12 protein-coding genes are annotated in these 13,731 nt (G+C 63.3%); 6 read left to right on the top strand and 6 right to left on the bottom strand.

Annotated features, from left to right (window positions below):
* Positions 1-226 precede the first annotated feature (226 nt).
* Genes GTP77_RS17765 through GTP77_RS17750 form a run of 4 tightly spaced genes read left to right on the top strand, consistent with a single transcriptional unit; the run spans position 227 to position 4,897 of the window.
* Positions 227-1,921, top strand: coding sequence for a methyl-accepting chemotaxis protein (locus GTP77_RS17765; protein ID WP_161073506.1), 1,695 nt, complete (start codon positions 227-229; stop codon positions 1,919-1,921).
* Positions 1,922-1,924: 3 nt separating this feature from the next.
* Positions 1,925-2,755, top strand: coding sequence for a CheR family methyltransferase (locus GTP77_RS17760; RefSeq protein WP_161073473.1), 831 nt, complete (start codon positions 1,925-1,927; stop codon positions 2,753-2,755).
* Complete coding sequence (locus tag GTP77_RS17755; protein ID WP_161073472.1) at positions 2,752-3,270, top strand: chemotaxis protein CheD; 519 nt, start codon at positions 2,752-2,754, stop codon at positions 3,268-3,270. Before GTP77_RS17760 ends, GTP77_RS17755 begins: the two co-directional genes overlap by 4 nt.
* A complete protein-coding gene (locus GTP77_RS17750) occupies positions 3,257-4,897 on the top strand; it encodes a chemotaxis protein CheW (RefSeq protein WP_228892493.1) in 1,641 nt (546 codons plus the stop codon). The genes GTP77_RS17755 and GTP77_RS17750 overlap by 14 nt, the downstream gene beginning before the upstream one ends.
* Here GTP77_RS17750 and GTP77_RS17745 read toward each other — a convergent pair.
* The 6 genes from GTP77_RS17745 to GTP77_RS17720 all read right to left on the bottom strand — a co-directional run bounded on the left by GTP77_RS17745 (position 4,894) and on the right by GTP77_RS17720 (position 11,642).
* On the bottom strand, positions 4,894-5,601 hold the full coding sequence (locus GTP77_RS17745) for an ABC transporter ATP-binding protein (protein WP_187358751.1): 708 nt from the start codon (positions 5,599-5,601) through the stop codon (positions 4,894-4,896). The genes GTP77_RS17750 and GTP77_RS17745 overlap by 4 nt on opposite strands.
* Positions 5,601-6,353 (bottom strand): ABC transporter ATP-binding protein, encoded by a 753-nt coding sequence (locus GTP77_RS17740; RefSeq protein ID WP_161073471.1) that lies wholly within the window; start codon positions 6,351-6,353, stop codon positions 5,601-5,603. Before GTP77_RS17740 ends, GTP77_RS17745 begins: the two co-directional genes overlap by 1 nt.
* Complete coding sequence (locus tag GTP77_RS17735; protein ID WP_161073470.1) at positions 6,350-7,630, bottom strand: branched-chain amino acid ABC transporter permease; 1,281 nt, start codon at positions 7,628-7,630, stop codon at positions 6,350-6,352. The genes GTP77_RS17740 and GTP77_RS17735 overlap by 4 nt, the downstream gene beginning before the upstream one ends.
* Positions 7,627-8,571, bottom strand: a complete 945-nt coding sequence (locus tag GTP77_RS17730; protein WP_161073469.1) for a branched-chain amino acid ABC transporter permease — start codon at positions 8,569-8,571, stop codon at positions 7,627-7,629. The genes GTP77_RS17735 and GTP77_RS17730 overlap by 4 nt, the downstream gene beginning before the upstream one ends.
* A 133-nt stretch (positions 8,572-8,704) precedes the next feature.
* Positions 8,705-9,934 (bottom strand): branched-chain amino acid ABC transporter substrate-binding protein, encoded by a 1,230-nt coding sequence (locus GTP77_RS17725; protein WP_161073468.1) that lies wholly within the window; start codon positions 9,932-9,934, stop codon positions 8,705-8,707.
* Between the two features lie 58 nt (positions 9,935-9,992).
* Complete coding sequence (locus GTP77_RS17720; RefSeq protein ID WP_161073467.1) at positions 9,993-11,642, bottom strand: 3-(methylthio)propionyl-CoA ligase; 1,650 nt, start codon at positions 11,640-11,642, stop codon at positions 9,993-9,995.
* A 181-nt stretch (positions 11,643-11,823) separates the two neighbouring features.
* On the opposite strand from GTP77_RS17720, the gene GTP77_RS17715 reads away from it, so the two are divergent.
* Positions 11,824-13,314 carry a protein adenylyltransferase SelO gene (locus GTP77_RS17715; RefSeq protein ID WP_443094216.1) on the top strand — a complete coding sequence of 497 codons (1,491 nt, stop codon included), beginning with the start codon at positions 11,824-11,826 and terminating at the stop codon, positions 13,312-13,314.
* Between the two features lie 14 nt (positions 13,315-13,328).
* Complete coding sequence (msrB, locus tag GTP77_RS17710; RefSeq protein ID WP_161073466.1) at positions 13,329-13,727, top strand: peptide-methionine (R)-S-oxide reductase MsrB; 399 nt, start codon at positions 13,329-13,331, stop codon at positions 13,725-13,727.
* Positions 13,728-13,731: the final 4 nt, after the last annotated feature.

The raw sequence follows: 13,731 nt of genomic DNA, 5'->3' as shown, positions 1-13,731 counted from the left end.
AAGAGAAGCCTCGTCACCCGTAGCAACTTGCAAATCGTTTCGCATGAAACAGACACCGCTATTGAGAATTCTCAATACACCGCTTGCCTTTATGGATTACCGGGAAAATAATGATGGTGATTATTTTATGCGGCACCGCATTATAAATTCTCACCAAATATAACACTTCGCCGTTATTCATTTCTATTTTATCAATACGACTTACATTTAAGGAAACGCCATGGATATGAATGCCCCTAGCCAGATCCAAGATCAAGACCTGGACCTGCAAGCAATCAATACGGCGCTTAACCGGGTGCAAGCCGTGATTGAATTCGATCTGGAAGGCAATATCCTGCACGCGAACGACAACTTCCTGCGCACGCTAGGGTATACGCTGGACGAAGTGCAAGGCAAGCACCATTCCATGTTCTGCGAACCGGAGTACGTGAAGACGGCCGAGTACCGCAACTTCTGGCTGCGCCTGGCGAATGGCGAATTCGAGCAGGCCGACTACAAGCGCCTGGGCAAAGGCGGCCGCGAAATCTGGATCAGCGCCTCCTACAACCCCATCCTCGACGGCAGCGGCAAGCCCTACAAGGTGATCAAGTTCGCCACCGATATCACCGCCGCGCGCCAGCGCAGCACCGAGTGCGAAAGCAAAGTCACCGCCATCGGCAAGGCCCAGGCGGTGATCGAATTTGATACCGATGGTTGCGTTTTGGAAGCTAACGAAAACTTCCTCAAAGTAATGGGATACACGCTGGAGGATATAAAGGGCGCGCATCACCGCATGTTTTGCGAACCTGACTACACCAATAGCCTGGAATACAAGAAATTCTGGCAAAAGTTAAATCGGGGCGAATTCGACTGCGGCCGTTATAAACGAATTGGCAATAATGGCAAAACAATATGGATACAAGCCACTTATAACCCGATACTCGATTTAAATGGCAAGCCTTATAAGATCGTGAAATTCGCCATCGACATCACCGAGCAGGTGGAACTGGAGCAAAGCAGCAAGATCAAGGCGGAGTCCGATGGCCGCAAGGTGGAACTGCTGCTGACCTCGGTGGCCAAGGCCGCGCAGGGCGATCTGAGCTGCAACGTGGTGGCTGAAGGCGACGAACCGCTGGACGAACTGGGCCGCGGCATCGGCAAGATGATTACCGACCTGCGCGGCGTGATCGGCAACGTGGTCACCTCGGCCAGCGGCTTCGCGCAAGCCTCGCTGGCCATCGCCGAGCGCTCCAGCGGCGTGGCCACCGGCACCCAGGCGCTGGGCGCCACCGTCGAACAGATGAACGCCTCCATCGACGGCCTGACCCACTCCATCAACTCCATTGCCGAAAACACCAGCAACGCCGACAACCTGGCCAAAGCCACCCAGCTGGAGGCCGAAGCCGGCGCCAAGGCCGTGGCCAAGTCGATCGAGGCCATGGAACTGATCAACCGGTCGTCGGAAGACATCGGCGAAATCGTCAAGGTCATCAGCGAGATTGCCAACCAGACCAATATGCTGGCCTTCAACGCCGCCATCGAAGCGGCGCGCGCGGGCGAGCACGGGTTGGGCTTCTCGGTGGTGGCGGACGAAGTGCGCAAGCTGGCCGAGCGCTCCTCCCAGGCCACCAAGGAAATTTCCAAGCTGATCAACGAGTCGGTCAAGCGCGTCACGGCCGGCAGCGAAATCTCGCGCCAGGCCAGCGACGCCTTCGACAAGATTGTCAGCGGCGTTTCGCGCACCACGCTGGCCATCTCGGACATCGCCATGTCGGCCAACGAGCAGCTGCTCACGGCCAAGGAAGTGAGCACCGCCATCCAGTACATCGCCGAGGAGACGGAAAAATCGGCCGCCAACTGCGACAGCATCGCCCGCTCGACGGACAGCCTGAACCAGAGCGCCACCGACCTCAACAAGATCGTTTCGGGCTTCGTGGTGTAAGCCATGGGCAGTGTTGCGGAGCTCAACCCGGCTACGCTGGCGGCGCTGATCGCGCTGGTGCGCAAGCACACCGGCATCGCCATGACCGAGCGTAAGAGCGTGTTGCTGGAACGCCGCCTGCGCCCGCGCATGGACGCGCTGGCGCTGGGCAGCTACCAGGCCTATATGGACCGGGTGGAGAGCGACCGCAGCGAAATTCCGCATTTTATCGACCTGGTCACCACCAACGACACCCAGTTCTTCCGCACCCCGCAGATCTGGGACTATATCGCCAAGCGCTTCCTGCCCGAGTGGCAGCGCAGCCATCCCGGCGCCTGCCTGAACATCTGGTCGGCCGCCTCCGCCAGCGGCGAGGAGCTGTATTCGGCCGCCATGCTGTGCGAGGAATTCAAGCTCCAGCACGGCCCGCTGCCCTACCGCATCCTGGCCACCGACATTTCGCAGCAGATGCTGGAACTGGCCGCCGCCGGCAGCTACGCCGGCCGCTCGGTGGAACGGCTGCGCGCCTCCCACCCGGCGCTGGCGGCGCGCTACTTCGTGGCCGACGGCGCCGGCGTGCGCGTCAAGGACGAACTGAAGCGCAACGTCAGCTTCGCGCGCCACAACCTGCTGCAGCCGCTGCGCCCGGCCCAGCAGTTCGACCTGATCCTTCTGCGCAACGTGCTGATCTACTTCGACGCCGAACACCAGCAGGCCGTGATCGACTGCGCCCGACCCAGCATGAAACCGCACGCACGCCTGATCCTCGGCGAATCGGAAAGCATACAGCGGCTGGCGTCCGAATACAGCTTCGAGGCGCCCATGATTTACGCCTTGCGGGAGAGCCAGCCATGAACGGCGCCGCCATCGACGACAAGCTGCTCCAGGTCGGCATCGGCCAGCTAAAGGTCGCCGGACGCAGCGGCCATCTGCAAGCGGTGCTCGGCTCCTGCATCGGCATCGGCTTCATCTGGGAGAAAGGCGGCCGCTGTGGCCTGGCGCACTGCCTGCTGCCCGAGCCGCGCGACGCCTGCGAGGCGGCCAGCTGCCAGATGCAGGCCAGCGCCCGCTACGTCAGCCAGGCCGTGCCCTCGCTGCTGCGCCTGATGGGCGCGCGCGAGGCCGATTATCCCGACATCACCGTGGTGCTGGCCGGCGGCGCCAGCATGTTCAGCTCCAAGCGCCTGTGCGTGGGCCAGGACAACGCCGCCGCCGCGCGCAAATACCTGGGCGAGTGCGGCCTCAGCGTGCGCTATTGCGAACTGGGCGGCAAATACGGCCGCCAGCTGGTCATCGACTGCGCGCACCATAGCTACAGCATCAAGGAAATCACCCCATCCAGGCAGGACACCCTCCATGCACACCATTGAAAACCTCAGTATTTCCCTGCCCGGCCCGGCCGCGGACGACAGTCCCATGAGCGAGCCGGCCAGCGCCGCCGCGAATGCCGCCACCGTGGCCGCCTCCGCCGTCAAGGCCGCGTCCGCGTCCGCCGCCGCCACCGAGCTGTACGGCTCCTTCTTCCTGGGACCGGACGAATTCGCCCTGCCCGCAGTCTGCATCCGCGAAGTGGTCAACCTGCCGGCCAAGATCACCACCCTGCCGCTGTCGCCCGCCCACCTGGAAGGCATGTTCACGCTGCGCGGCACCGTCATTCCCATCGTCAACCTCGGACGCCTGTTCAACCCGGCCGCCGGGCCTGCCGTGCCGGGCAACAAGGTGGCCATCATCGAGCACCAGGACGTGCTGGTGGGCATGCTGTTCGACGACACCGGCGAAATCCTGCGCGTGCGCCCCGAACAGCGCAGCGTGCTGCAATACGCGCCCGGCGCCACGCCCGGCGTCATCGCCGGCACCATCCTGCTCGACCAGGGCAACCGCCTGCTGCAGGTGCTGGACGCCAACCAGCTGATCCGCATAGAAAACGTGCCGCAAGTACTGTCGCTGCGCGCCAGCGGCCAGCAGCGGCTGCAGCGCGCGCAGGCGCAGGGCGAGCGCCGCCGCTGCGTGAGCTTCCGCTCGGCAGGCACCAGCTTCGCCTTTGAAATGGCGGCCATCCAGGAAATCGTACGGGTGCCGGAGCTGCAGCCGTCCGTGCTGGCCGGCAAGCTCTGCCTCGGACGCATGAATTTCCGTGGCAGCCCGGTGGCCGTGGTGGACTTCACCGCGCTGCTGAGCGCCGGCGCGGCCGCGCGCCCGGTGGACGCCGCCGACCAGGACCAGCGCGTGATGGTGGCCCGCATCGGCGACGCCACCATCGCCTTCCTGGTCGACTCGGTCGACAGCATCATCCATTTCTACAATGACGACGTGCTGCCCATCCCCCTGCTCAGCAAGGCGCGCGCCGGCATGTTCGGCGGCTGCATTTCCCGGCCAGAGCAGGGCGACGTGATACTGCTCGACCACAGCGGCATTTTCTCCCACAAGGAAATCGCCGAGATGCGCCAGGGCCACGCCAAGCTGTATCCGCTCGACGGCCAGCAAGCCGCGGCGGGCAAGGAGAGCCGCCACGGCGCGCGCAAGGTCTACCTCACCTTCCGCTTGGAGCAAGCCTTCGCGGTCGAAATCAAGCAGGTGCGCGAGATTATCAAGTTCTCCGACAACATCACCCGCCCGCCCGGCACGCCCCACTACATGCGCGGCGTGCTCAACCTGCGCCAGATGATGGTCAGCGTGATCGACATGCGCAGCCTGTACGGCATGCCGGAACAGGCGCCCGGCGAGCTGTCGCGCATCCTGATTATCGAGCGCGGCGAGGAGCGCTACGGCCTGCTGGTGGACGGCGTGGAAGACATCATCACGGTATTGGACAGCCAGCGCTACGCCGCGCCGCGCCTGATGCGCAACCAGGCCGCCGGCGCCGGCATGCAAAGCGAAGCGGCCGAAGTCATCGACATGGAGAAGGACGACGGCAACCGCCAGTCCTTCAGCGTGTTCGACTGCGGCAGCCTGATCGACAAGCTGGCCAACCTGCTGCCGCCGCAAGCCCAGCCCTAAACCTCCAGCCACTCCTTGCGCACCGCAGCGTCGGCGCGCAAGGCAGCCGGCGTGCCCTCAAACACGATGGCGCCGTGCCCCATCACATAGACGCGCTGCGAAATCTCCATCGCGATCGCCAGCTTCTGCTCCACCAGCAGCACCGAAATGCCGCGCTCGCGCAGCGCCGTCAGGTAGTCCGCCACCAGGGCCACGATCTTCGGCGCCAGGCCCTCGGTGGGCTCGTCTATCATGATCAGGTCCGGGTCGCCCATCAGCGTGCGGCACAGCGTCAGCATCTGCTGCTCGCCGCCGGACAGCACGCCCGCCGCCACCGCGCGCCGCTCCTGCAGGCGCGGAAACATGCGGTACATATCGTCCAGGCTCCAGCGTCCCGACGCACCAGCGTTCTTCTGCCCCAGCACCAGGTTCTGCTCCACCGTCAGCGTGGGGAACACGTCGCGGTTCTCCGGCACATAGCCCAGGCCCTGGTGCGCAATCTGGTAGGCCTTCAGGCCCAGGATCTCGCGCCCCTTCAGCTTGACCGTGCCGGTAGCGCTGACCTGGCCCATGGCCGCCTTCACCAGCGTCGAACGGCCCGCGCCGTTGCGGCCCAGCAGGCTGACGATTTCGCCCGGTTCAACGTGCAGATCAACGCCGTGCAGCACATGGCTCTTGCCGTAATAAGCGTGCAGATTGCAGATGTCCAGCATGCGTTCCCCCATTATGCCGCCTCCTCGTGGCCGCCCAGATAGGCCGCTTGCACCGCGGCGTTGCCGCGTATCCGGTCCGGCGTGTCGCAGGCGATCACTTCGCCGTACACCAGCACGGCGATCTTGTCGGCCAGGCCGAACACCACGCTCATGTCATGCTCCACCATCACCAGCGTCTTGCCCACCGTGACCTTGCGGATCAGCTCCACCGCCGCGTCCGACTCGGAACGGCTCATGCCCGCCGTCGGCTCGTCCAGCAGGATCACGTCCGCCCCGCCCGCGATGGTGATGCCGATTTCCAGCGCGCGCTGCTCGGCATAGGTCAGCACGCCGGCCGCCACATTGCGCTGGCGCTGCAGGCCGATCTCCTCCAGCACCTGCTCGGCCCGCTCATGCGCGTCGCGCAGCTTCGCCAGCCGGTGCCAGAAGGAGTACTTATAGCCCAGCGACCACAGCACTGCGCAACGCAAATTCTCGTACACCGACAGGTTGACGAACAGATTGCTGATCTGGAAGCTGCGCGACAAGCCCAGCCGGTTGATCTGGTAGGGCTTGCGGCCGCTGATGCGCTGGCCGTTCAGCCGGATCTCGCCGCTGCTCAGCGGGAAGCGTCCCGAGATCAGATTGAACAGCGTGGACTTGCCCGCGCCGTTCGGCCCTATCACCGCGCAGCGCTCGCCCTGTTCTATGCCCAAGTTGGCGCCCCGGATAATCTCGGACTTGCCGAAGCTCTTGCGCACGTCCACCAATTCCAATGCCTTCATCGCGCGCTCCTGGTTTGCACTGCAATCTCCGCGCAGGAAGCACTCCACGCGTCCGCGAACACCGGCTGCGCCTTGCGCCACGCCACGATGCTGGCCAGCAGCAAGCCGCCCGCCAGCGACCACGGCAGCGCCGAGCGCGTATCGACCGCCATGCCGAACAGCTGCTTCACGCTGCCGTTGGCCGCCTCCAATGTCAGGTGGTACAGCATCTCCACGCCGGCCACAAAGCCGGCCAGCCCCGGCAGCACCGCCAGGCACACCCAGCCCAGCGGCTTGCCGATGCGGCCGAAGTGGCCGAACCTGGCCGCCCGCAGCAACAGCATGATGAGGCTGCCCATGCCGCCCGGCGCGTAGCGCACCAGCAGCACAAAGAACAGGCCCAGGTAGAGCTGCCAGGCCGGCGTGTAGTCCGACAGCAGCACCGAGAACAGGATGCCGACGATGGCGCCGAGCAGTGGCCCGAAGAAGAAACCTATGCCGCCGATAAAGGTGAACAGCAAAATGCTGCCGGAGCGGATGGCGCTGACGTTCTCCGCGCTGACGATCTCGAAATTGATCGCCGACAGCCCGCCCGCAATGCCCGCAAAGAAGGACGACAGTATCACCACGAGGTAGCGCACCCATTGCGTGTCGTAGCCGATGAACTCCACGCGCTCGGGATTGTCCCGCACCGCGTTGATGATGCGGCCCAGCGGCGTCTGCGTATAGGCGTACACGGCGGCCGTGCAGACGAACAGCCAGAACGCGATCAGGTAATACACCTGGATCTGCGGCCCGTAAGTAATGCCCAGCACCGCGCCGCCGATCACGCGGTTGGTGGTCACGCCGCCCTCGCCGCCGAAGAAGCCGGGGAACATCAGCGAACTGGCGAATACCAGTTCCACCAGTCCCAGCGTAATCATGGCGAAGGTGGTGCCCGCCTTGCGTGTGGTGACGTAGCCGAACAGCAGCCCGAAGCCCAGTCCGGCCAGGCCGCCCACCAGCGGAATCAGGCTGGTAGGGATGGGCAACTGGCCCGCGCCGGCCATATTCATGGCGTGGATGGCGAAGAACGCTCCCAGGCCGGAATACACGGCATGGCCGAAGGACAGCATGCCGCCCTGCCCCAGCAGCATGTTGTAGGACAGGCCGAAAATCATGACGGTGCCCATCTGCGACAGCAGCGTCAGCCCGCCGCCCTTGCTGAACACCAGCGGAGCGATCAGCAGGATCAGCGCGTAGCCGCCCCACAGCAGCCAGCGGCCCAGATTGAGCGGGGTATAGCGTAGTTCTTTCATTCGCGTGTCCCCATCAAGCCCTTAGGGCGGAAAATCAGGATCAGCACCAGCAGCAGATACGGCAGGATCGCCGAGCTCTGCGCAATGGTGACGTTCAGCAGCGCATACGCGGGCGTGGCGGGCGTAACGGCAAGGCCCAGCTTGCCCAGCAGATGCGCCAGCGAATAATCCAGCGCCACCGCCGTGGTCTGCATGATGCCGATCAGCAGCGATGCAGCGAAAGCCCCCGCCAGCGACCCCATACCGCCCACCACCACGACCACGAAGATAATGCTGCCCACGGTGGCCGCCATGGCGGGCTCGGTAACGAAGGCATTGCCGCCGATAACGCCGGCCAGCCCCGCCAGCGCGCAGCCGCCGCCAAACACCCACATAAAGATGCGCGGCACGTTATGGCCCAAGGCCTCGGCCGCCTCCGGATGCGTGAGCGCGGCCTGGATCACGAGGCCCACGCGGGTGCGTGTCAGCACCAGCCAGATCGCGCCCAGCATGGCCAGCGCCACCAGCATCATGAAGGCGCGGTAGGCCGGGAAGCTGGTGGAGAACAGCGTGAACAGCGGGCCATCGAGCTGCTTGGGAATGGCGTACTGCACCGCCGCGCGGCCCCAGATGAGCTGCACCAGCTCAACAATAAGAAACGACAATCCGAACGTGAACAGCAGCTCCGGAATATGGCCGAATTTGTGCAGCGGCCGCAGTCCATAGCGTTCCACCAGCGCGCCCAGCAGGCCCACCGCGACGGGCGCCAGCACCAGCGCCGGCCAGAAACCCACCACGCTGCTGATGGTGTAGGCGATATATGCGCCCAGCATATAAAAAGACGCGTGCGCAAAGTTCAGCACGCCCATCATGCTGAAGATCAGCGTCAGTCCGGACGACAGCATGAACAGCAGCAGTCCATAACTGATGCCGTTAAGCATAGTAAACAGGGTGAATTCCATGGGGGCTCCGGTACGCAAAGACGTAGGGCGGGTTAGCGCAGCGTAAGCCGCCAAGGGCCGCCTACGGCTCCGGCGGGTTACGGCGTTTCGCCTAACCCGCCCTACGGATTGCAATTTCAGACGATGGACTTGCTCAGCCCGGCCGCTTCATCTGGCACGAGGTTGGCTGGCCGGCCACGTAGGCGTCGATCTTCTTGTCCATGCGCCAGCCGTAGCCGGTGTTTTCCTGGTCGTACTTGACGTCCTTGCCATTGACCTTGGTCCAGGTGCCGATATACAGCGGCTGCTGCAGCTGGTGGTCCTGCTTCTGCATCATCACGCCGCCGTTGAGGGACTGCGCCTTCATGCCCTCCAGCGCGAAGGCCACCTTGACCGGGTCCGGCGTCTTCGCCGCCTTGATGGCCTGCGACAGCATGGTGATGATGCTGTGCGTCTGCGCCGCGTAGTAGTCGTCGTTGTACTTGGCCTTGAAGGCTTCCACCACTTCCTTGCCGGCGAAGCTCTCGTTGTTGATCATCCAGTTGCCGATGATCTTGGTGTGCTCGGCGCCCGCCGCGCCCATCGCCGTCGGCACGCCGGTGGTGATGCCGTAGTAGGTGTAGAAGTTGGCCTTCAGGTCGGCGTCCTTGGCGGCGCGCACCAGCAGCGCCAGGTCGGCGCCCCAGTTTCCGGTGATGACGGAGTCCGCGCCGGATGCCTTGATCTTGGCGATATAGGGCGAGAAGTCCTTCACCTGCCCGATGGGGTGCAGGTCGTCGCCGGCGATCTTGATGTCCGGCCGCTTGCGCGCCAGGTATTCCTTGGCCGCCCGGCTCACCGCCTGGCCGAAGGCGTAGTTCTGGCCGATGATGTAGACCGACTTGATGTTCTTGTCCGGCGCCATATAGCTGGTCAGCGCCTCCATCTTCATGTCGGAGTTGGCGTCGAAGCGGAAATGCCAGAAGCTGCATTTGCTGTTGGTCATGTCCGGATCGATGGCCGCGTAGTTCAGGTAGACGATTTCCTTGCCCGGGTTGCGCTCGTTGTGCTTGTTCACCGCGTCCAGCAGCGCCAGGCCCACGCCGGAGCCGTTGCCTTGCGTGATGTAGCGGTAGCCCTGGTCGATGACGGCCTTGAGCTGGGTCAGCGATTCCTGCGGGCTGCCCTTGTTGTCGAAGCCGTTCACTTCGATCTTGTGCTCGCCCGCCCATTTGCCCTTGGTGGCCATGTCGGCGATGAGCTGGAAGCTTTTCAGCTGGTTCTGTCCGACCGGCGCGAACGGGCCGGACAGCGGGTCGATGAAGGCGATTTTCACGGTCTCGGCCAGGGCGGCCGTGGACAACAGGGTAAGGCTGACAGCAACTGCGAGCGTGCGGTAGGTCATAGTCTCCATCCTTCTTTTAGTTGTGGTTGTCCTGCGTGCTGCTTGTCGTGCTGCCTGCTCATGCCGTGGGCAGTTTGTACTCCTTGTATTGTTCGCGCAATTTGTTCTTCTGCACCTTGCCGGTGCCGCCCAGCGGCAGCGCGTCGGCAAAGACCACGTCGTCCGGCAGCCACCATTTGGCGATCTTGCCCTCGTAGAAGGCCAGCAGCTCCTCGCGGCTGACATCCATGCCCGGCCTGCGCACGATGACCAGCAGCGGGCGCTCGTCCCATTTCGGGTGCGCAATGCCGATGCAGGCGGCCTGCATCACGGCCGGGTGCGAGACGGCGATGTTCTCCAGGTCGATGGTGCCTATCCACTCGCCGCCGGACTTGATCACGTCCTTGCTGCGGTCGGTAATCTGCATATAGCCGTCGGCATCGATGGTGGCCACATCGCCGGTCGGGAACCAGCCGTTTTGCAGCGGATCGCCGCCCTCGTCCTTGTAGTAGGCCGAGATCACCCACGGCCCTTTCACCAGCAGGTGGCCATAGCTGCTGCCGTCCCACGGCAGTTCCTTGCCGTCGTCGTCGACGATCTTCATGTCCACGCCGTACACCGCATGGCCCTGCTTGAGCAGTATCTTGCGCTGCTCGTCCTGCGGCAGCTCGCGGTGCTTACCCATCAGCACGCCGGCCGTGCCCAGCGGCGACATTTCCGTCATGCCCCACGCGTGGATCACTTCCACGCCGAATTCGTCCATCAGGGTGTTCATCATGGCCGGCGAGCAGGCTGAACCGCCGATGACCGTGCGGCGGAAGCTGCTGAATTTCAGCTTGTTTTGCAGCATGAAGTTGATCAGGCCCAGCCAGACGGTGGGCACGCCGGCCGAGAACGTCACCTGCTCGGCCTCGAACAAGTCATACAGCGACTTGCCGTCCAGCGCCGCGCCGGGGAAGACCATCTTGGCGCCGCTCAGCGGCACCGAGTACGGCAGGCCCCAGGCGTTCACATGGAACATGGGCACCACCGGCAGCACGGCGTCGCGCGAGGTCACGTTGAGGGCGTTGGGCAGCGCCGAGCCGTAGGCGTGCAGCACGGTCGAGCGGTGCGAGTACAGCGCGCCCTTGGGGTTGCCCGTGGTGCCGGAGGTGTAGCACAGCGTGCAGGCCGAGTTTTCGTCGAATTGCGGCCATTCGTAGTCGTCCGAATGGGAGGCGATCAGGTCTTCGTAGCACAGCAGGCCCGGGATTTTGCTTTCCGCCGGCATGCGGTCGCGGTCGCACATCAGCACATAGTGCTTCACTTGCTTGCAGATGGCGGACATGGCTTCCACCGCGGGCAGGAAAGTCAGGTCGAACAGCAGCACCTGGTCTTCCGCGTGGTTGACGATGTAGGCGATCTGCTCCGGGTGCAGCCGAGGATTAATGGTGTGCAGCACGGCGCCGGAACCGGATACCGCATAATAGGCTTCCAGGTGGCGGTAGCCGTTCCAGGCCAGCGTGGCGACGCGGTCGCCCAGCGCAACACCCATGCCGTGCAGCGCGTTGGCCAGGCGGCGGGCGCGCTGGTGGCAGTCGCGGTAGGTGTAGCGGTGGATGTCGCCTTCGACACGGCGCGACACAATCTGGCTATCGCCAAAATGGCGGGCAGCGAACTCAATGATGCCGGATACAAGCAGGGGCTGATTCATCATCTGCCCCATGAGCGGGCTCTGCGGAAGCGTCATTGCATCTCCTAAGTAACTTTGTTTTTATTTCATGATTTAACCCATATTCGAACACACGTGCTATTTTCGTCAAACAGTTTTCATGCTGCGGCGCAGCAAACACCACAACCCAAGTAGTTACCAAGTGTAACGTCCATCGCAAAGTGGACGCCACCGCCTAGAATCGGCAGCGTGCGTTAAAATCTGGACTTCACCCATCGCCACTGGAACCGCCATCAATAAGCTCCCTCTGGACAACTCGTTCGCGAGTCTCCCGCCCTCTTTCTACACCCGATTAATGCCCACTCCGCTGCCCGCGCCCTATCTGGTCGCCGTGAGCGAAGCGGCAGCGGGCCTGATCGGCCTGGACGCCGCCGCGCTGGCTGAACAGCAGTCGCTCGACATCCTGGCCGGCAACGCCGTGCCCGCCAGCGCGCAGCCGCTGGCGGCCGTGTATTCGGGCCACCAATTCGGCGTGTGGGCCGGCCAGCTGGGCGACGGCCGCGCCATCCTGCTGGGCGACGTGGCCACCGCCAGCGGACCCATGGAACTGCAGCTGAAAGGCGCCGGCCTGACGCCCTACTCCCGCATGGGCGACGGCCGCGCCGTGCTGCGCTCGTCCATCCGCGAATTCCTGTGTTCGGAAGCGATGGCGGCGCTGGGCATCCCCACCTCACGCGCACTCTCGATAGCCGGCTCGGACCAGGGCGTCATGCGCGAAACCGTGGAAACGTCGGCCGTTGTGCTGCGTATGGCGCCCAGTTTCATCCGCTTCGGCTCCTTCGAGCACTGGTCCAGCCGCCAGAAACCGGTCGAGCTGAAAGTCCTGGCTGACTACGTGATCGACCGCTTTTACCCGCAGTTGCGCGCTGAAGCCAACCCATACGCGGCATTTCTGGCCGAAGTCACGCGCCGCACCGCCGTGCTCATGGCGCACTGGCAGGCGGTGGGCTTTATGCATGGCGTGATGAACACCGATAACATGTCCATCCTCGGCGATACACTCGATTACGGGCCGTTCGGCTTTATGGAAGCCTTTGACAGCAAGCACATCTGCAACCACACCGACCAGCAAGGCCGCTATTCCTACGGCATGCAACCGCAGATCGGCCACTGGAACTGCTACGCGCTGGGCCAGGCCCTGCTGCCGCTGATAGAAGAGATTCCCGCCGCCCAGGCCGCGCTGGACGTTTATCAGCCCGCCTTTGCCGCCAAGATGAACGAACTGCTGCGCGCCAAACTGGGTCTGGCCACCGAGCAGGAAGGCGATCCGGAACTGATGGACGCCATGTTCTCGCTGCTGCAGGAAAACCACAGCGATTTCACGCAATTCTTCCGCACCCTGAGCAATCTCAAGACGGATACCGATGAGCCGGACCATGATTTGCGGGATGAATTCGTCCAGCGCGACGCGTTCGACGCCTGGGCCGCGCGCTACCGCACCCGCCTGCGCGCCGAAAACAGCAATGATGCGGAACGCAAGCTGGCAATGGATAAAGTGAATCCCAAATATGTGCTGCGCAATTACCTCGCACAAATTGCAATTGAGAAAGCACAAAATAAAGACTTTACGGAAATAGCCCGTTTGCTGTCAGTTTTGCAGCGCCCATACGACGAACAGCCAGAGCACGAACAATACGCGGCTTTGCCTCCGGACTGGGCCAGCCATCTCGAAGTCAGCTGTTCTTCTTAAGAAAGTTTTAAATCATGACTGATAAAGTAATCAAATCCGACGCCGAATGGCGCGCCCAACTTGACGCCATGGAATACCAGGTCACCCGCCACGCCGCCACTGAGCGCGCCTTCACCGGCAAGTTCTGGGATCACCATGAGCACGGCATTTACACCTGCGTGTGCTGCAACACGCCGCTGTTCGCGTCCGACACCAAATTCGACTCCGGCTGCGGCTGGCCCAGCTACTTCAAGGCGCTGGACCCGGCCAACGTAACGGAGGTGGTGGACCGCTCCCATGGTATGCTGCGCACAGAGATTATTTGCGCCGTCTGCGACGCCCACCTGGGCCACGTCTTCCCGGACGGCCCGCCCCCTACCGGCTTACGCTACTGCATTAATTCCGCCTCGCTGCGTTTCGATCCACAAGACTAAAAAA

The organism is Pseudoduganella aquatica (genome assembly GCF_009857595.1).
Taxonomy (GTDB): Bacteria; Pseudomonadota; Gammaproteobacteria; order Burkholderiales; family Burkholderiaceae_D; genus Rugamonas; species Rugamonas aquatica_A.
Note: the sequence above shows the minus strand (reverse complement) of the source record. Positions and strands in the feature narration are given on the sequence as shown.